This is a genomic window from Pseudoalteromonas sp. NEC-BIFX-2020_002, assembly GCF_013002825.1.
Lineage (GTDB): Bacteria > Pseudomonadota > Gammaproteobacteria > Enterobacterales > Alteromonadaceae > Pseudoalteromonas > Pseudoalteromonas neustonica.
Genome location: NZ_JABEPJ010000005.1, coordinates 132,528 through 151,164, shown reverse-complemented (window position 1 = coordinate 151,164; position 18,637 = coordinate 132,528). Strand labels below are relative to the sequence as shown.

Annotated in this window: 17 protein-coding genes and 7 tRNA genes; 16 read left to right on the top strand and 8 right to left on the bottom strand. The window is 40.9% G+C overall.

Annotation, left to right across the window (positions count from 1 at the left end; translation table 11 throughout):
* Positions 1 to 291: 291 nt before the first annotated feature.
* Positions 292 to 591, bottom strand: coding sequence for a DUF3301 domain-containing protein (locus tag HJP15_RS07945; protein WP_054205446.1), 300 nt, complete (start codon positions 589 to 591; stop codon positions 292 to 294).
* Complete coding sequence (locus HJP15_RS07940; RefSeq protein WP_054205525.1) at positions 592 to 1,620, bottom strand: DUF3549 family protein; 1,029 nt, start codon at positions 1,618 to 1,620, stop codon at positions 592 to 594.
* A 104-nt stretch (positions 1,621 to 1,724) separates the two neighbouring features.
* Between HJP15_RS07940 and HJP15_RS07935 the strand changes: the two genes are divergently transcribed.
* Genes HJP15_RS07935 through HJP15_RS07925 form a run of 3 tightly spaced genes read left to right on the top strand, consistent with a single transcriptional unit; the run spans position 1,725 to position 3,251 of the window.
* Complete coding sequence (locus HJP15_RS07935) at positions 1,725 to 2,045, top strand: YqcC family protein (protein ID WP_054205445.1); 321 nt, start codon at positions 1,725 to 1,727, stop codon at positions 2,043 to 2,045.
* On the top strand, positions 2,038 to 2,802 hold the full coding sequence (truC, locus tag HJP15_RS07930) for a tRNA pseudouridine(65) synthase TruC (RefSeq protein WP_054205444.1): 765 nt from the start codon (positions 2,038 to 2,040) through the stop codon (positions 2,800 to 2,802). The genes HJP15_RS07935 and truC overlap by 8 nt, the downstream gene beginning before the upstream one ends.
* Positions 2,802 to 3,251: a flavodoxin gene (locus HJP15_RS07925; protein WP_054205443.1), complete on the top strand. Its 450-nt coding sequence runs from the start codon at positions 2,802 to 2,804 to the stop codon at positions 3,249 to 3,251. Before truC ends, HJP15_RS07925 begins: the two co-directional genes overlap by 1 nt.
* A gap of 50 nt (positions 3,252 to 3,301) precedes the next feature.
* Here HJP15_RS07925 and HJP15_RS07920 read toward each other — a convergent pair whose 3' ends face one another.
* Both HJP15_RS07920 and gloB read right to left on the bottom strand, forming a co-directional pair.
* Positions 3,302 to 4,885, bottom strand: coding sequence for a LysM peptidoglycan-binding domain-containing protein (locus tag HJP15_RS07920; RefSeq protein WP_054205442.1), 1,584 nt, complete (start codon positions 4,883 to 4,885; stop codon positions 3,302 to 3,304).
* A 136-nt stretch (positions 4,886 to 5,021) separates the two neighbouring features.
* A complete protein-coding gene (gene gloB, locus HJP15_RS07915; RefSeq protein ID WP_170173440.1) occupies positions 5,022 to 5,807 on the bottom strand; it encodes a hydroxyacylglutathione hydrolase in 786 nt (261 codons plus the stop codon).
* Positions 5,808 to 5,859: 52 nt separating this feature from the next.
* On the opposite strand from gloB, the gene HJP15_RS07910 reads away from it, so the two are divergent.
* Positions 5,860 to 6,618, top strand: a complete 759-nt coding sequence (locus HJP15_RS07910) for a class I SAM-dependent methyltransferase (RefSeq protein WP_170173438.1) — start codon at positions 5,860 to 5,862, stop codon at positions 6,616 to 6,618.
* On the opposite strand, the gene HJP15_RS07905 is transcribed toward HJP15_RS07910, so the two are convergent.
* Positions 6,589 to 7,452 carry an MBL fold metallo-hydrolase gene (locus tag HJP15_RS07905; protein WP_170173437.1) on the bottom strand — a complete coding sequence of 288 codons (864 nt, stop codon included), beginning with the start codon at positions 7,450 to 7,452 and terminating at the stop codon, positions 6,589 to 6,591. The two genes, HJP15_RS07910 and HJP15_RS07905, sit on opposite strands and share 30 nt — an antisense overlap.
* Before the next feature lie 85 nt (positions 7,453 to 7,537).
* A complete protein-coding gene (rnhA, locus tag HJP15_RS07900) occupies positions 7,538 to 8,005 on the bottom strand; it encodes a ribonuclease HI (RefSeq protein ID WP_054205438.1) in 468 nt (155 codons plus the stop codon).
* 68 nt (positions 8,006 to 8,073) lie between these two features.
* On the opposite strand from rnhA, the gene dnaQ reads away from it, so the two are divergent.
* The 10 genes from dnaQ to HJP15_RS07850 all read left to right on the top strand — a co-directional run bounded on the left by dnaQ (position 8,074) and on the right by HJP15_RS07850 (position 12,056).
* Positions 8,074 to 8,787 carry a DNA polymerase III subunit epsilon gene (gene dnaQ, locus HJP15_RS07895; RefSeq protein ID WP_054205437.1) on the top strand — a complete coding sequence of 238 codons (714 nt, stop codon included), beginning with the start codon at positions 8,074 to 8,076 and terminating at the stop codon, positions 8,785 to 8,787.
* An 8-nt stretch (positions 8,788 to 8,795) separates the two neighbouring features.
* Positions 8,796 to 10,172, top strand: a complete 1,377-nt coding sequence (locus HJP15_RS07890) for a TIGR03503 family protein (RefSeq protein ID WP_170173436.1) — start codon at positions 8,796 to 8,798, stop codon at positions 10,170 to 10,172.
* Positions 10,173 to 10,270: 98 nt separating this feature from the next.
* A tRNA-Asp gene (locus HJP15_RS07885) sits at positions 10,271 to 10,347 on the top strand.
* A 26-nt stretch (positions 10,348 to 10,373) separates the two neighbouring features.
* Positions 10,374 to 10,450, top strand: a tRNA-Asp gene (locus tag HJP15_RS07880).
* Between the two features lie 41 nt (positions 10,451 to 10,491).
* Positions 10,492 to 10,568 (top strand) — tRNA-Asp (locus tag HJP15_RS07875).
* Between the two features lie 30 nt (positions 10,569 to 10,598).
* Positions 10,599 to 10,675: transfer RNA gene (locus HJP15_RS07870), tRNA-Asp, on the top strand.
* A gap of 38 nt (positions 10,676 to 10,713) precedes the next feature.
* A tRNA-Asp gene (locus tag HJP15_RS07865) sits at positions 10,714 to 10,790 on the top strand.
* A gap of 37 nt (positions 10,791 to 10,827) precedes the next feature.
* A tRNA-Asp gene (locus HJP15_RS07860) sits at positions 10,828 to 10,904 on the top strand.
* A gap of 54 nt (positions 10,905 to 10,958) precedes the next feature.
* Positions 10,959 to 11,035 (top strand) — tRNA-Asp (locus HJP15_RS07855).
* 307 nt (positions 11,036 to 11,342) lie between these two features.
* Positions 11,343 to 12,056: a helix-turn-helix domain-containing protein gene (locus HJP15_RS07850; RefSeq protein ID WP_170173435.1), complete on the top strand. Its 714-nt coding sequence runs from the start codon at positions 11,343 to 11,345 to the stop codon at positions 12,054 to 12,056.
* A gap of 69 nt (positions 12,057 to 12,125) precedes the next feature.
* Here the strand turns inward: HJP15_RS07850 and HJP15_RS07845 are convergent, their stop codons facing one another.
* On the bottom strand, positions 12,126 to 14,051 hold the full coding sequence (locus tag HJP15_RS07845; protein WP_170173434.1) for a S9 family peptidase: 1,926 nt from the start codon (positions 14,049 to 14,051) through the stop codon (positions 12,126 to 12,128).
* 163 nt (positions 14,052 to 14,214) lie between these two features.
* On the opposite strand from HJP15_RS07845, the gene HJP15_RS07840 reads away from it, so the two are divergent.
* Together HJP15_RS07840 and HJP15_RS07835 are read left to right on the top strand one after the other, a co-directional pair.
* On the top strand, positions 14,215 to 14,805 hold the full coding sequence (locus HJP15_RS07840) for an ATP-binding cassette domain-containing protein (protein WP_054205622.1): 591 nt from the start codon (positions 14,215 to 14,217) through the stop codon (positions 14,803 to 14,805).
* Positions 14,802 to 15,911, top strand: coding sequence for a DUF6136 family protein (locus HJP15_RS07835; RefSeq protein ID WP_054205623.1), 1,110 nt, complete (start codon positions 14,802 to 14,804; stop codon positions 15,909 to 15,911). The genes HJP15_RS07840 and HJP15_RS07835 overlap by 4 nt, the downstream gene beginning before the upstream one ends.
* A gap of 9 nt (positions 15,912 to 15,920) precedes the next feature.
* Here the strand turns inward: HJP15_RS07835 and fadE are convergent, their stop codons facing one another.
* On the bottom strand, positions 15,921 to 18,377 hold the full coding sequence (fadE, locus tag HJP15_RS07830; RefSeq protein ID WP_054454223.1) for an acyl-CoA dehydrogenase FadE: 2,457 nt from the start codon (positions 18,375 to 18,377) through the stop codon (positions 15,921 to 15,923).
* Positions 18,378 to 18,637 lie beyond the last annotated feature (260 nt).

The following is an 18,637-nucleotide window of genomic DNA, read 5'->3' as shown; positions in this document are numbered from 1 at the left end:
GATAACCCAAAGGATTATATTACAGGAAGTAATAGGAGCGTTTGGAGACGCAGGATGGCCAAGGTGGCAAGAGGATAACACTAGGATGTGTAGGATATTGCATTGATGCAACGTGAGGGTGTATGAGGATGTATACCCGTTCAGGGGAAAGATAAAAAGGGTGCTTCGGCTTAGGTATGGATGCCTTATTATGGATGAAGTAAGATTTAGGCGTAACTATATGTTACGCCTTAGTTTTTTGTGTTTCATGTCAAACTATTAAACCTCAAAATATTCCTGATTATTTTCTAACTAGATCTTGTGCGGTGGCACTAAAACGCTCTGCAGCATTTCGTTTTCCATAAATAAAACACCTTGATAAGCGTTTTCACCATCACTGGAGAATTCAAAAGTAAACTCGCTTTTGATCCCTGGTTTGCCGCTTTTTAAAAGCCCAAAGCGGCGTTTAGTACACGCGACACTCATTAATTGCACTTGGAGTTGCTCACTTTGACGTTTTGCATGCGCGTTAGCGGCTTCGGCAACTTTACGATTTAGCCAAAAAAAATAAATTACACTGCCAATAAGAATGAATGTCCACAAACTTGCCATTTAAGAAAATAACCTTCCAATTGCTCGCGCGAGGGTTTCGCTGCGATTTTCTTTACGTAGTAAACCTAATAAGTGTGGTCTAACACTTGGTATTGCAACTAAATCAGCAAAAATACTTGGGAAAAGCTCTGCTATTTCTTGGTGGTGGGCGCAGTTGTCCATAAAAATATGTAAGCGCTCTGCGTCGGTAAGTAAGTTAAAACAGCGTCCAGCAATAGTTAATAAAACATCCGACTCGGTGGAAATGTCTGATTGTAAAATGCTATCGACTAATTGTGCGGTGAGTGTTTGGGCTTGTGCTTTTGACATCGCACGTAATGCGCAGCATAACGCTAGAGTATCTTTTTGCGCAATAGCATGCTGAGCATAGCTCAGTAGTTGCTCGCTAAAAGCGGGTGGTATTTCTACGTGTTCAAGCATCGCGCTGAGTGGTTGTAATACATCGGCTGGCAGATGCTCCCATGCTTGTTGTAATGCAGCTTGGTTTTTACCGTCATTTAAACGCAGTGCAAAATCAGCAATACCTTGTATCGCAACACTTTGCCAATTTTCAAAACCTAATTTTCCACTAAAATAAAGTTGTGTATATTCGTAATATTGTGATGCAGGTTGTTTTAATAATACTTTTAACAGCGCATTGAACGCAGCAAGTTTATTCGCATTGGGTGTGAATACATAAGGGTTGTTATCAAGTTTGCCGTCAGCGTGTGCGCCTGTTAAGTCATTACCTAGTGCTTCTATGACCATATTGGCAAAATGATCGCGACTTGCGCAAACAAGTTTGCTTTGTTCATCAACTGGAAACTTTAAAAACCACACATAAGGTTCACTGCTGGCTTTACGATCCCAAAATTGAATGGCTAACCATGCATGGCCTGCCAATGGAAAAGGATAGGGGATCTGTGCTTGCTCAATAGCTAAAAATTGCTTTTTATCTAGTTTGGTAATATGTCTACCAATATCAAAAACGCGCCAATTTGTGCCTGCGCCATCAAGTAATTGCCCTAAGGTTGCGATCTGCTCGGTCATAATGATCCAATGATTTTTTACTGCAAAATTAGTTAAATTATACGTCATAGCAGGCCATGAGGGAACAGGGTATAATTAACCAATATTTATCAAAGAGGGTGGTTATGTACCAATTAACCCAAACCTATTTAACGCAACTTAAAGCTTTATTAAAGCAGCATCAACTTTGGCAAAATGAACCTATTGATGTTCAAGCGTTAGACTCAACAATGCCTTTTTGTCACGATACAATGGCGTTTGAGCAGTGGTTACAATTTGTATTTATTGAAAAAATGCAAATGTTAGTCACTCATCAACATCCATTACCAAGTAATTTTTCAATTGCGCCGATAGCCGAGCTAATGCTGACAAAAAAAACCGGTGCGGCAGCCATCACTGCATTACTCTCTGAGCTTGATAACATTTTAGGAAGTGGTCATGAATGAACGCCCTGAGCCAATTGAATTTGGTGAATTAGAGGTTTTATATCGCGATGAAAACTATATTGCTATTAACAAACCATCAGGTCTGCTGGTTCATCGTTCATTTTTAGATAAGCATGAAACACAGTTTGCAATGCAAATGTTACGAGACCAAATAGGTCAGCATGTTTTTCCAGTGCATCGTTTAGATAGGCCTACCTCGGGTATATTGCTTTTTGCATTAAGCTCTGAAGCTGCGCGTGATATAAATCAGCTTTTTATTGATGGTCAAATATCTAAACGGTATTTAGCGTTAGTACGTGGTTTTGCACCAGAGTCGGTATTTTTAGACAAGCCACTTAAAGAAGAGCTTGATAAAATAGCTGATAAGTTTGCAGATCAAAATAAGGAGCCACAAGAGGCGCAAACCCAGTTTAACTGTTTACATCAAGCTACGTTGCCGATCCCGATTGGTAAATACCCCACTGTACGTTATTCGCTGGTGGAATGCTTTCCTAAAACGGGGCGAAAACATCAAATTCGCCGTCACTTAAAACACTTATCATTGCCAATTATTGGTGATGTAAATCACGGTGATAATCAGCATAACCAGTTTTTTAGAGAGCATTTTGAATTACGTCGATTAATGTTATTTGCAACTGAGCTTAATTTTGTGCACCCTTATACTCAACAACTGATCAATATTAAAGCGCCGTTAGGTGAGGCAATGCTTACTATTTGCCAACAACTTGGCTGGCCAAATACAGAAAAGGATTATTAATGGCACATATTAGTATTTTTGTAGGCAGTGTTAATGGCGGCGCAGAACGTTTAAGCGATGATATTGCAAAAACAATTGAGCAAGTGGGTCATACAGCCGTTGTAATTACTGAAGCATCACTTGATGATATAAAAAATGCCTCGCATATTTTAATTGTTACCTCAACTACAGGGCAAGGTGATGTGCCAAGTAATTTAGCGGGGTTATATTTTGCTATGAATAGCACTTCCCCTATGTTGACAGGCAAACCTTTTGGCGTGATAGCGATGGGAGATAGGTGCTATGGTGAAACATTTTGTGGAGCAGGGAGAAGCTTTGATGAGTTATTACGCGACTTACAAGCAAAGCCTGTTGGTAATCGCTTAGAAATAGATGCCAGTGAAAACTTTGAGCCATGGCCAGTAACAGAGCCTTGGCTAAAGCTGTGGTTAACGAAGCTTCCAGAGTAAGTAAAAAGAGCGCATGAGCGCTCTTTTTATTAGTTATGTTTTAGCTTACGTTATGTGCTTTTTACATCAACTTTTAGCTTTAACTTTTGCCCGGGTTGTAAGTATTTTTGCCCTGAGAGATCATTCCATTTAATAATATCGTTGATCGTTAGGTTAAACTTAGATGCAATGCGCGCGAGTGAGTCACCGCGACGGACTTTATAGATAATCGTACGGTTGGTGCTAATTAATGCTGTTTGGGTGTTCTTAGCACTTTTATACACAGTTAGCTTTTGGCCTAAACGTAATACGCTATTCTTTTTAAGTTTGTTCCATTTAGCGAGCTCATTAATGGTTACATCGTATTCTCGACTTATATCCCATAACGTATCACCACTTTTAACCGTGTGAGAGAGCTTCTTTTTCGTGCTTTTATTCACGGCCATGCGTACTTGTTTGGGTAAGTGCGCGCTATTAATCGCACCATCACTTAATGGCACGAGTAACTGTTGACCAACACGAATTGTATTTGATTTAAGTTTATTCAGTGACTTAATTGCAGCGGCGCTGGTTGAGAATTTATTAGCAATAACCGATAAGCTATCACCATTGGCGACAATATACTGCTGCCAGCGTAAGCGATCTTTTAAGTCAGTTTTTGCGAGTAACTGCTGAAATTGTTCTACTTTATCAGAGGGTAATAATAAAAAGTGTGGGCCATTAGGATCTGTTGCCCAGCGGTTAAAGCCCGGATTTAAACGATACAACTCAGTTAAGCTAATATCGGCCATATCTGCGGCGAGTGCTAAGTCAATTTGTGAGCCAATATCAACGACTTCGACAACTTGTGCATTAATGATCGGATCCCATTTAAGACCAAATTCTTCTTGACGTTTTAATAAGTCAGACAAGGCTAATAGCTTTGGTACATACGCAGTGGTTTCACTGGGTAAATCAAGAGACCAAAAGTCAGTTGGCAAATGCTTTTTACGGTTCTTTTTAATTGCGCGTAATAAGCGACCTTCACCTGAGTTGTATGCTGCTATAGCGTTGAGCCAGTCACCTTCAAGGGTTTTATGCAAATACGACAAATAATCAAGTGCCGCACGGGTTGATTGTACAATGTCACGACGGCCGTCGTACCACCAGTTTTGTTTTAAATCAAAACGTTCCCCTGTTTGTGGCATGAATTGCCAAATACCAGAAGCTGTACGGTGTGAGTAACCAAATGGGTCGAAAGCACTTTCAACAATGGGTAATAGCGCAATTTCAATTGGCATTTCACGTTTTTCAACTTCTTCAACAATAAAATGCAGGTACGGCTCGGCTCGTTTCGAAATGCGATCTAAATATGATTGATGACGGGCATAGTAATTACGCTCAGTAACAACAGGTCGATTTTGTGGCACTTCAATCGATAATTGGTAACGGATCCGTTCCCACACATCATCAAAAATAGGCGGCGCTTCATCAAGTTCGTTGACTTGTTGATATTGCGCATTAATCATTAATGCTTCGCTGATGTCGTTAGGGCTTGCGCCATTAAGCTGCTGCTCTTGTTGATTGACAATAACGTCATCAGAGTGTGTTGATGTCAATGTCTGACAACCACTTAGCGTTAGTGCCAAGGCTAAAACGAGGGGGGATTTCTTCATAAATACCAATACATCAGGTAAAAAACTCGGCAAATACTACCCGTTATGACACGGTATTACCACTTTATGACCGTTTTAAATATGCAATAATGGGCTGTTTATCAGCTAACTAAATAATCTGTTTAGATTTTTTACACTAAAAATGATCTTTCCACGCTCTAAGACTTTCAAAGCGTTGCCAAGGTTCATTATTTTGTTCTAGTTGTGTTGCCATTACGCAAAATTTCTTTGGTAAGTACTCTGTTATTGATGACAAATCACTGCGCATAAATGGGTTTATTTTTCGCTCTTGTTTTAATGTACTTGGCAGCGTGATTTCATTTTTCTGACGCTTTGCCCTCACCCAGTCATTGTAATAAATCAGATCTGGATTGTTAGGTTCTACAGCCAATGCAAATGCTAGGTTGGCTTGGGTGTATTCATGAGTGCAATAAATTTTACAGTCATCGGGTAGCGTTTTTAGTTTATCGAAAGAGTGATACATTTGCTGCGCCGTGCCTTCAAATAAGCGTCCACATCCACCACTAAATAACGTATCTCCAGTAAAAGCTAAAGTGGGGTGGGTATAGCAAATATGATCCAGCGTATGTCCAGGTGTTGTCATAATAGTAAATTGAGTCCCCAGAACCGTTAAACTATCGTTATCCTTGAGCGGCTTAGTTATTCCTTTAAATGGACTGTTGTGTGGGCCATATACGTCAATATTATTAAATTCCTCGCACAAAGTGGCTATGCCATCAGTGTGATCATAATGATGATGCGTGATTAGAATTCCTGCGAGGGTTAAACCATGTTTTGCTAAATGTGCTAATACAGGCTCTGCTTGACCAGGATCGACAACCCAAACTTGATCACATTCAGCTCGACTTAGGCACCAAATATAATTATCAGAAAAGGCTTTAATTGCTTTGACTTGCACCATGTGGCATTGCTCTATAAAGTGACGATATTAAACATTATAACGAGCTTAGCGCATGAAACCAGCCCTTAGTTTTCAAGAAGGACCCAAACCACTGTCGTGGCAAGAGTTTCCTCATGGTGACTACTTACGTTGCGATATAGAGCGAAAAATGGGGAAGTGGTTGCCGCGTATGTTTGGCTATCACATGCTCAAGCTTGGTAATTTAAGTGGTGAACTCAATACCAGTGAAAGCACTATTAAACACCAAGTTTGCGTCGCTGAATCTGGACCATTTACAGGGGTGGTTGCTGATATAGATGAACTGCCATTTTATGAGCACAGCGTTGATGCATGTATTTTAAGCCATTGCTTAGAATATCATTCAGATCCACACCATATATTACGCGAAGCACATCGTACCTTGATCCCTGGTGGTTATATGGTTATCACCGGCTTTAACCCATTTAGTTTATGTGGGCTTGCGCAGTTATTACCTTTTAGTGGCCAAAAATTGCCATGGACTGGGCGCTTTTTTACACCTGCACGGGTAAAAGATTGGCTTAATCTACTGGGATTTGAAATTGTCAGCGATGAGCGTTTTATTTATTCTTCACTGGCGCGTGGTAATCGGTTGTCTCGGTTTGCACCATGGCGACGCTTTACAAAACAATACCTAAAGCCAATGGGGAGTGTTTATATGATCGTAGCACGCAAACGTGTTACACCACTGACCCCGATAAAACCTAAATGGCATGCACGGCCACAGTTTTCACCTGTAAAAGGAGTGGGCCTTCGCCAAACCTCAAAGCAGCACCGTGAGCGGGATCGTTAAATATCGTTGCCTATTTTGTTGAGGTTGCGGCAACTGGCCTGCGCGAATATTCATTTGTATTGCCGGATGTAGTAATTTTGGCGCGCTGAGTGTTGCATCACGGTTATTACGCGTTGCAATATAATCCTGTTCGGTGGTTTGTAAGTGTATATTGCTAATACGTTGCTCTTTTACAGATGTTTTATTAGCAAGTGCGCGGCCATTAGGTTGGTAGTCATGGCACATCCATAAAATCGTTTCATTTGGTAAAGCTAAAATGCGTTGCAACGACTGATATAGTTGCTCAGCACTGCCACCAGGGAAATCACATCGCGCCGTGCCACTATCTGGCATAAAAAAGGTATCGCCTACAAATAAATTACCGGCAATAAAAAAGCTGACGCTATCAGGTGTGTGACCAGGTGTTGCTAGTACTTGCACAGTATGCTCGCCCAGCGTAAAGCAGTCGTTATCACTAAAAAGTAAGTTAAAAGGGACTCCATCGCATGGCATATCAATATTGTAAAGGCGGCTAAAGTGAGCTTGTACTTGGACTATATTTTTACCGGTAGCCAATTTACAGGGATTATATGCACCTAACTGCTGTTTTATGTAACTTGCAGCAGTAATATGATCAGCATGAGCGTGTGTTTCTAATATCCATTCTAATGTCAGTTGCTTACGGTTGATGTGAGCAATGATGTCATCAGCAGTTTCAAAGCTTAATGTACCGTTCGCCGCGTCAAAATCAGCGGGGGCATCGATCAACATGGCTGTTTTAGTCGTTAGGCAATAGACTAAATACGTAAATGTAGCACTTTGTTGATGAAAAAAAGACTCGACTGAGATAGACATTTTACAACTCCACTATATGATATATCTAAATCTTATATCATATAACCAAGTTGTAAAATAGTGTGCGATGAATTACCACCTGGTATTATTCAGGGTTATAACCTTCATCGACCAATAAATCTTTGCTGCCTGCGGCATCACGGGCTAAATCATCAACAATTTCATTGTATTTATTGCCACTATGGCCTTTTACCCACTTCCACGTAACGTTATGGCGGGCACAGGCCTCATCAAGACGTTTCCATAAATCAACATTTTTCACCGGCTTTTTGGCGGCAGTTTTCCAGCCACGCTTTTTCCAGTTTGCAACCCATGACTCAATACCTTGCTTTACGTATTGGCTATCGGTAGTAAGATTTATATCGCAAGGGCGGTTTAGACTTTCAAGTGCAACAATGGCTGCCAGCATTTCCATGCGATTATTGGTCGTGAGGGTGTAGCCTTGGCTTAATTTTTTTTCGTGGTCATTATAAAACATAAAAATACCATAACCGCCGGGGCCCGGATTACCTAAACATGAGCCATCGGTGTAAATCTCTACGGTTTTTTGCACTGTTTTCCCTTGATCTTATGTACAATAAAGTGATTATAGAAAGATACCAGAGTCAGGCTAAATTCGATATGGCACGTAGACAAATAGTTTTAGATACAGAAACCACCGGCATCGACCCTAAACAAGGGCACCGCATTATAGAAATAGGGTGCGTGGAATTAGTGAATCGCCGCCTTACGGGGAATAACTTTCATGTATATATTAACCCACAGCGAAAAAGTGAAGAAGAAGCTATTGATGTTCACGGTATCACCAATGAGTTTTTACGCGATAAACCGTTGTTTCATCAAATAGCTCAAGAATTTTTAGACTATATTAAAGGGGCTGAGCTAGTTATCCATAATGCACCGTTCGATGTTGGTCATATGGATAATGAATTTGCCTTGCTTAATCAGGGCTATCAAAAAACCCATGATTACTGCCAAGTTCTCGACACCCTCAAAATGGCGCGTGACTTGCATCCAGGACAGAAGAATAACCTAGATGCGTTATGTCGTCGTTATGATGTCGATAACGCTAAGCGTACGTTACACGGCGCGCTACTGGATTCTGAGATCTTAGCGGATGTTTATTTAGCGATGACGGGTGGGCAAGTAAAGCTCAACCTAAATCAAAATAAAAATCAGGGCAGCGAACAGCAGCAAAAAGAAATTCGTCGCTTAGACCCAAACCGAGCCCCTTTAGTTGTATTACACGCGACCCACGATGAGCAGCTCGCTCATAACGAGCGACTAGATATAGTCAATAAAGCTGGCGGCCAATGCGTATGGCGCGCCGAATAAGGCAAAACATGAGAAGTATACTGTTAGCTGTGTGTTTAGCATTCATGCTACCGAACACTGGTAATGCAACAAGCGAAGATAAAATTACGCTATTACAGCGCGATGGGCAGCAAAATGAAATTCCATTGCTTGAAAATCGTTTTCGCATTGATCACAAAATTGATGAAATAACATTATTGTTTTTTCGTAAGCCCGGTTCACCTGCTGTTGTACTAGTTAGACCCGATGGTAGTAAATACTATTCAACGTCGCCGCGCAATGACGCAAACCTAGAATGGTTTGATGAACTTAGCTATGATTTGATCACGATTAAGAAGCCAATGGCTGGGCCTTGGCAAGTGGTTGGCAGTATTTTACCTAATAGCCGTATAGTGGTGCTCGGTGAAATTGAGTTGCAGGTTGATCCATTACCGTCGCTGTTGTTTCGTGGTGAAACAGTCAAAGTCACAGGAAAGGTTCTCAATGATGGTGAACCTATTAAAGTTGGCCTGTTTCGTGATGTGGTTAGTTTACATGTAGACTTTATAAGTACTAATAATAGTGATTACGCAAATTTTGGTGCCGGAACACAAGCTGTTGCAGAATTTAAAGATGACGGGCGTGGTTTTGACGAACGCCCTAAAGATGGTATTTTTACTGGCGAATTCAAATTAGTATTTCCAGCAGGGCAATGGCAACCCGAGCTGTATATTGAAACCCCATTATTAAAACGCACCGTTGTACAAGATATGATAGAAGTAAAAGAGCCACCTTTTAACTATACAATCGCGTTAGCTGAAGATGATCTGCAAGAACATCAATTAACAATTACCCTTGATAACCAAATAGTGCAACCAGAGACGGTGTTGATCCAAGGGAAAATTTATTACCCCAATAATGAAGAGCAAATGTTCACGCTTGATGCCAATAAAACATTAACACGAGAGCTTGCAATAAAAAATTATGACTGGGGGCGATACAGTATTGAGCTTTCTGTTTTTGGTACAAATATTAATGGCCGAGAATTTATGGCGACTCTACCTACATATAAATTTGAAATAGAGCGACCAATTGAAGCCGTACCAGAAATTGAAAAGCCGGTTATGACAGCAGCCCAGCTACAAGAAATCGAAAAAGCGGCAAAAGAAGCCGAAGCAATGTCGACTATGACGCTAATTAGTTTAATTATTGGCGGGAATTTACTGGTTTTATTACTAGGCGGGTTAGCAATTCGTGTATTTGTACAGAAAAAATCAATTTTGCCAAAAATCAATTTACCGTTTTTGAAGAAAAAATCAGCAGTGGATCCAACGCCGCAAAGTAATGAAAAAAAAGAAGTTGGTGAAAATGGTTCAAAAAATGACAAATCAGGTGAAATTTTAAACCTTTCGATGTCGGATGACTAAAAAGGCTGTAAAAAAACAAAAAAGCCCTTGACGAAATAGGTGTTGGTTCGTATTATTCACGCCGCTGCCAAGGGAGACCTAGACAGCAACGAAAATAAGGAGTGGTAGTTCAGTTGGTTAGAATACCGGCCTGTCACGCCGGGGGTCGCGGGTTCGAGTCCCGTCCACTCCGCCAATTTTCGAAAACTTGTAAGTAAAGCTGGAGTGGTAGTTCAGTTGGTTAGAATACCGGCCTGTCACGCCGGGGGTCGCGGGTTCGAGTCCCGTCCACTCCGCCAACGCTTACACAACATATGGTTGTAAAACATATTCTTATTATGGAGTGGTAGTTCAGTTGGTTAGAATACCGGCCTGTCACGCCGGGGGTCGCGGGTTCGAGTCCCGTCCACTCCGCCAATAAGAAAAATAACAGTTTAAATATGCGCTGGAGTGGTAGTTCAGTTGGTTAGAATACCGGCCTGTCACGCCGGGGGTCGCGGGTTCGAGTCCCGTCCACTCCGCCAACTATTTAAACGCTGTTATATTACAAAATTTGTATGCTGGAGTGGTAGTTCAGTTGGTTAGAATACCGGCCTGTCACGCCGGGGGTCGCGGGTTCGAGTCCCGTCCACTCCGCCAACAAATTAAGTAATAACAAGTATAATGATATCTCTGCGGAGTGGTAGTTCAGTTGGTTAGAATACCGGCCTGTCACGCCGGGGGTCGCGGGTTCGAGTCCCGTCCACTCCGCCATTTGATATCATGATTAAAATTAGTAAGTGCATTACCCCATGCACATACCACTGCGGAGTGGTAGTTCAGTTGGTTAGAATACCGGCCTGTCACGCCGGGGGTCGCGGGTTCGAGTCCCGTCCACTCCGCCACTTGTTATTTCCTCAATAACAAGTTTATAAAATCCTTGTATAAATCTTTTAATAAAACATACTTTGGCTATCAGCTATCAGCTATCAGCTATCAGCTATCAGCTATCAGCTATCAGCTATCAGCTATCAGCTATCAGCTATCAGCTATCAGCTATCAGCTATCAGCTATCAGCTATCAGCTATCAGCTATCAGATCGACTCTTTTATACTAACCTGTTAATATTCCTTATTATTCTTAATTATTCAGCTTCTTATATCTGTATGAATAGCTAAGAATCTAGTCTCACTTTAAAAAGGAAGCACTAAGATGAGCACATTAGGTCAACAACTAAAGCAGTTAAGAAATAATAAAAAATTGAGCCAACCTGAATTTGCCCAGCAAATGGGTATAGAGCAAAGTTATCTATCAAAGCTTGAAAATGATAAATCCATTCCTTCTAATGAAATATTTAGATCTTTGCTTCGAGCATTAGATATGTCTATCGATGAGTTTATGAAACCGCTTATGACCAGTGATGACAAAGTAAGGTTAATTCAAATACCAGATGTGGAGCAGTGGATTAAAAGTCAAGCCATTAATACTGCGGTCAAACAACGGAAATTTATTTATTGTGCTATGTTTTTAATATCGTTTGGCTGTGCGTTGTTTTATGCAGGGCATAAAAACTACGTGTTTAATGAACAGTTTTATGAATATCAATCTATTGGTGTTATTAAACCGAATGAGCCATTAGAAATTTTTAATCATTGGCGAACGCTTATTGTAGATAAAACTAAAGTTGATGAAAAGCGCAGAGAGATGATAGCAAGACGTGTTGAATTGAGTCAGTTTATCTCTGTGTATAAAGGTGGATCATTCTCTGAAAATGTGGACGGTGGGACGCGAGTATATACTTTTAAAAGTAAATTGCAGCCTATTCCCCATTATGGCAATAACTGGCTTGAGTTTATTGGACTATTCGCAGCATTGTTTGGTATAGCACTGGCAGTATTTGAGCCAAAGTTAACACGCCACCAATAAAAAAGCTGCATGCTAACAAGCACACAGCCTTTATCTTAAATTTAGCCCATACTTGTATGGGCTAACGGGCTATTTTAAATAGGTATCTAAAAAGTTTAAGTAAGCGTTAGAAGCCGTAATACGGTTTTCTTTTTTACTAAAACCATGGCCTTCATCATCAAACAACACATATTCTACGGGTACGCCATTGGCTTTTACCGCAGCAACCAGTTCATCACTTTCTACTTGTAAAACGCGAGGATCGTTCGCACCTTGAATAACCATTAATGGTTTGGTGATATTCTTAGCGTGAAATAATGGCGAAATAGCACGATGACGTTCACCGTCAGTCGCTGGATCGCCCATTTCATCGTACAGTGATTTTTTAAAGCTTTCCCACCAAGGCGGAATAGAATTTAGGGTACGTACCCAGTTTGTAACGCCAAAAATATTAATGCCGACTTTAAATTCTTCCGGTTCAAAAGCCAGTGCTGCTGCGGTCATAAAGCCGCCATAGCTGCCGCCCATAATACCGATTCTATCAGCATCAACCCAATCCAGACCTTGTAAGTGCTGCTTACCAAATACAATATCTTGTAAGTCGTCGGTGCCGTGTTTTTTATCATCTAGGTGGAAAAATGTTTTACCATAGCCTGAGCTGCCACGGTTATTAACGGCAAAAATGGCGTAACCGTGATTCACTAAATGTTGCTGCATGGCACTGTAACCGGTGCGGCTTTGCCCACCTGGTCCGCCGTGCACCCAAATAAGCGCAGGAACTTTATTTGTGCTGCTTGCTTGTTTTGGTTTGTATAAAACGCCAGGTATTTCAAGGCCATCAAAACTTTTAAAGCGAACGATTGTGCTTTCAACTAAGTCGTTTTGGTTAATTTCTTTACTTAGTGTATTTGTAAGCTGTTTTGCTTGATTGCTGCCAACTTGCCACACAAATAAATTACTTGGCGACGTATCTGAGTTTAGATAAAACGCCATCGTTTTTTCATCGCTTGAGAAGTTAACGCTGCGTAAGTTGCCTGCGGGTAATGTCGGCATCGCAATTTCTTTGCCTGTTTGGGTATCGATCACGGTTACTTTGGTGCTCGCATCAGCATTTACACCACTTACTTGATAACGGCCTGATTTAGAGAAGTAAATAAAACTCACATCCCAATCATCTTTTAATGCAGCGCTATGTTCACCGGTGGCTAAGTCATAACGCCATACCTGTGAAAACTCACCTTTAGCGTCTGTTGAGTAATATAAATATTTGCTGTCAACAGAGAAGGTGTCAGGGCTGTACTGTGCTGGTGTGTCATGCTTTGAAATTAATTGCGGTTTGAGTGATTTTTTATAGGTATCAAGAATAAAGGTATCGCTGTCTTTATTGGTATTACTTTTAGATAAAGCGATATAGCGACCGTCGGGGCTAATTGCACCTACGTTTAGGCCTAATGTGTTTTGATAAACAGGCGTTATTTTATATGTTTTGCTATCAACGCGGTACAAGTCCATAAACTTCGCGTCGCGTTTATTACTGGTGATAAAAAATTGGCTGCCATCTTTAGTAAAACCTGCAAAACTTGCGCGGGTTTCATCCCCTGGCGTTAAATCTTTGACTGTGCCATCAGCTTCGCGTACGTACACGTGGTAGCGTTCGTTACCGCCTGAATCTTTGGTAAACAATACCCGATCATCATTTGGGAAGTAACGCACAGGGTAGGTGCTGTCTTCAAAATTAGTTAAACGGGTTTTATCGCCAGTTGTAGCGTTTACTTCGTATAGGCTATAAATACCACTTTCATCACTACTAACTAAAATTTTGTCGCCTGTTGAGGAAAAACTATTGCCCCTGATTGAAGTCGTATCAAAAAAAGAGTCAGCATTATACGTTTTAATAGATTGAACTTGCGGAGCTTGTGTACTTACGGCGCTATTTGATGGAGTCGATTGACTACACCCGCCCAATGCAAGTGTTATTGCACAGGCAACCGTTGCGAATTTTAAAGATTGTTTCATGGTTACATTCCTTGATTTATTGTTATGACGTTTTTAGTCTTACCTGAACACTTTTTAAACGCAAGTGATTAATGATTGTTAACTGCAACAAAGTGTTACAAAGGTTGTATCGTTTTAAATACGGCTAGCGATATAATGCTTACTCATACAAAAGGAACTATTTATGATTGAAGTCATTGGCTTAAATAAACAATTTACAACCAACGCGCTATATAGTGACTACAGCATTACATTTACAGCCCCACGAGTGTGTATTGAAGCACCTAATGGACAAGGTAAAACCACGCTACTGATGATGTTAGCGGGGCTTGAAGGCAGGCAAAGTGGTGAGTTTTTATTTTCCGGAAATACGCTCAATGACCCTCATAATCAGGTTGCGATCGCCAGTGACAGAATTGCGTTACCTGACTTTTTAACAGCTAAACAGATTATTAATTTATCTGTGAGTGCACTGAGGTGTGATTGGCCTTCAGCACTTATTAGCGGTTTTAACTTCAATGAATTTTTAAATACTCGCTTTGATGTGTTGTCATCGGGTAATCAAAAAAAATGTCAGTTGATATTGGCTTTAATGCGTGGCGCACCTTATTTATTACTCGATGAGCCCAGTGCAGCGCTTGACCAAACAAGTATCCATTATTTATTAACTTTACTTGATGATTATTTACTCGATAAACCAGATGGGCAAATAATCATTACCTGCCATGAACCCGAAGTGTTTATCGAACATGGCTTTGAGTGTATGTCTTTATGAGTAGCATAACTATTAAGCAAACAATTACTCAATATCACGCATTTATGGATTATCGCTATCAGGCCTATAAAAATGAACTTGCGCAATTGTTAGTGCAACTTAAAAATTTTGGCTTATTATTTTTTGTGGTGTTAGGATCGGCCATGCTTGGCATGATACTGCTACTATTTTTAGGACTGGGCAAAATCATCGACAGTGCTGATGCGCCGCAACACGGTGCACAAATGGCGTGGCTGTACTTACTATTGCAAAGTGTGATGCTTAGTGCGATGAAATCCGCTATTAAAAATAGTCAACAACGGCTATTTCAGCGAACGATTGTAAAGTCTGGCTGGCTTAAGTTAATGGATATTAAGTTATTACTATTAAGTAATGGGTGGTTGGTAGCAAGCGCGGTTATTGCGTTTGATTTAACCCTTACACAGTGGTTAAAAGCCCCGCACTTCATACTGTTTATGTCGCTACAATTTGGTTTAGGGATTTTATGCTTATATAACTCTCGGGCATTGACGATCGGTTTTTTATTGAGTGCTATTTTAGTATGTGTTCCTGTTGAAATACAGCCACTGATTTATCATCTCGGGTTTGTTTTACTATTTACGTTGAGTTTATTTATCCCTCAGGTAGCGCTAGGAGCTCGGTTATCTGTCAGTTCATTACTGAGCTTTTGGGTGATGTTCTTTGTTAACCATACATGGGTTTTAGTATGGCGATGTGCGCTTTTACTGTGTGTATTTATGGCATCAAGTACATTATTGCATGAGCGGCCTGATTTAGCGGAGATATTCACTATTCTAGCTCTGGCTTTTATTGTGTTATTTACCAGTTCTTTGCAATTTGATTGCGGTAAACTGCATGAAAAGTACCAGCTATTTTTTAAAGCGAATAACCAAGCAAGGCGTTTCTTTATAAGTCAGTTCGTTCCTAGCATGATATTTTTTAGCATAGCGCTGGCTGGGTTTATGGCTTTATTTAAGCAAGAAAATTATGTATTGCTGATTATGAGTTTAATATGGTGTGGCTTGCAGCTCTTTGCAGCGAAAAAAAAACCAGCGCATTATGCGCTGGTTTGGATATGTGTAACTGCGTTACTACTTGCTTTTTAATTTAAAAGGTTAAGCAGCATCTGCTTTTTTAGCGGCACTGTTACGTGCCGCTTTACCTGCAAGTAAATCAGCAGGGTCAAAGTCATCAACGTTAATAACATCTAAGCGCGCTTTTTCAACGCTTGCCAGCTTGTCAGCTTCGGCTTGCGTTAAAATACCGGCTTCAAGTCCCATTTGTGCAACTTTATCAAGTTGGAAGAATGGCAGTTTAAGGCCTTTTTCACGGCATACTTTGTCAAATAATGGCTCAACTGCAAGTACGTCTTTAAGCGTTTGTTCTTGACGCCCTACTAAGTTAAGCGGCTCATTTTTCAAGTATACGTAGCTTGCTAAACGATTACGCGTTTCGCTTGGTACTTGGAGTATTTGTGCCAATTTATGCTCCAGTTTGTCGGTAGGTTTACGAACCGGGCGACCAAACGGGAATAACAGAAGCTTAAGTGCCGCGCGTAGCGGGGCAGATGGCATGTTATTAATTAAATCAGCCAGCGCACGTTGGCAGTGGTAAAGATGATCTTGACAGCTCCATTGTACAAGCGGTAAGTCTTCTTTTTTACGGCCTTCGTCGTTATAACGTTTAAGCGTTGCAGACACTAAATATAAGTAACTAAGTAAATCACCTAAACGAGCAGAGATACGTTCTTTACGTTTTAATGAGCCACCAAATACAGCCATACTGATATCAGACATTAGTGCAAGTGATGCACTAAAGCGTGACGCGGTACGATAAAACTCAGCTGTTTCGTCTTTAAATGGTGTAGTTGCAAAGCGTGCACCAGTAAAGGTCATCCACTTAGTACGTACTAGGTTAGACAGTGTAAAGCCAATATGACCCATTAATGCTTTATCAAATACCGCAAGTGCTTCTTCACGATCTTCAATTGCGCAGGCCCCCAATTCAGTCAGAACAAATGGGTGACAGCGGATAGCCCCTTGACCATAAATAATCATATTACGGGTCAAGATATTTGCACCTTCAACGGTAATGGCAATCGGTGCACCTTGATAGCCACGACCTAAATAGTTATTTGGCCCAAGCATAATACCTTTACCGCCGTGAACATCCATCGCATAGTTGGTAGAGTCACGCATTTGTTCGGTTAAATGATATTTAATGATTGCAGATACAACCGATGGTTTTTCACCTAAATCAACAGCACCGGTAGACATGCTAACGGCAGCATCGGAGCTGTACGCATATCCTGCAAGTTTAGCAAGTGACTCTTCAACACCTTCCATTTGGCCAATAGGTAAACGGAATTGACGACGAATACGACTATAAGCGCCACTGGCAAGCGCAATTGTTTTAATACCACCGGTTGAGTTTGATGGTAATGTAATTGCACGGCCAACCGATAAACACTCAACGAGCATACGCCAGCCTTGGCCTGCCATTTCTGGGCCACCAATAATGTAATCAAGCGGTACAAAAATGTCTTTGCCTTGAGTCGGGCCATTTTGAAACGGCACGTTCAGTGGAAAGTGGCGACGGCCAATTTCAACACCCGGCATATCCGTTGGGATCAATGCACAGGTAATGCCTAAATCTTTAGTGTCGCCTAATAAACCGTCGGGATCTTGCATTTTAAATGCAAGCCCAAGTACTGTCGCAACAGGCGCAAGGGTGATATAACGTTTATTCCACGTTAAGCTCAAGCCAATGACTTCCTCGCCTTCCCACATACCTTTACAGACAACGCCATAATCTGGAATTGCACTGGCATCAGAGCCGGCTTCTGGTGACGTTAGGGCAAAACATGGGATCTCTTTACCACTTGCAAGACGTGGTAAGTAATGATCTTTTTGTTCTTTTGTACCATAGTGCTGTAATAACTCGCCTGGGCCTAATGAATTAGGGACACCAACAATAGACGAAAGTAGAGTCGATTTACTGGTTAGCTTTTGTAATACACATGACTGTGCAAATGCAGAAAATTGTAAACCGCCATATTCTTTTTTGATGATCATGGCAAAGAATTTATTATCTTTAAGGTATTGCCATACATCTTGCGGTAAGTCGGTTAACTCATGAGTTGCTTCCCAATCGTCCAACATGCCACATACCACTTCAACTGGGCCATCGATAAAGGCTTGCTCTTCGATAGTTAGTTTTGGCATTGGATATTGGTGTAACTTATCCCAGTCTGGGCGACCGCAAAAAAGATCGGCTTCCCACCATGTAGTACCTGCATCAATGGCTGACTTTTCAGTTTCAGACATTGTAGGGGTTACTTTTTTGAACATGGCAAAAACAGGTTTAATAATATATTGCTGACGAATGCCAGTAACAGATAATGGCACTGCTATGATCAAAAAGATCAACCAGCTAATTGCGCCAAACGCACCTGCAAAGGTACCAATGACAAGTGTTGCGATAGAAACGCCAAGGGCAGTATTCCAGCTCGCTCTGTGGTAACTCGCAATGCTAAGCAGCACGATTAAACCAAGTGTAAATATGAGTGTCATGTATTCAATCCTTAATAGAGGTCAGACCACCTCTGTTAGAGTAGCGTTAGATTAGTTAATTATCAAGTGGCTAAATGAGAATAATGTGAGTTTAGTCACATGTTTGTAACGAGTATAACTCAAGGCCTCAAACATAAGCTTGCCTTGCACTTGCTAATGCTTAACAATACTTAGTGTTACAGTGTGAGCCGATTGTGAGTGTACTTTTTAATTTCTAAAATAATCGGATGTACAGCTTAGATCTATAAGCTATTAACAAG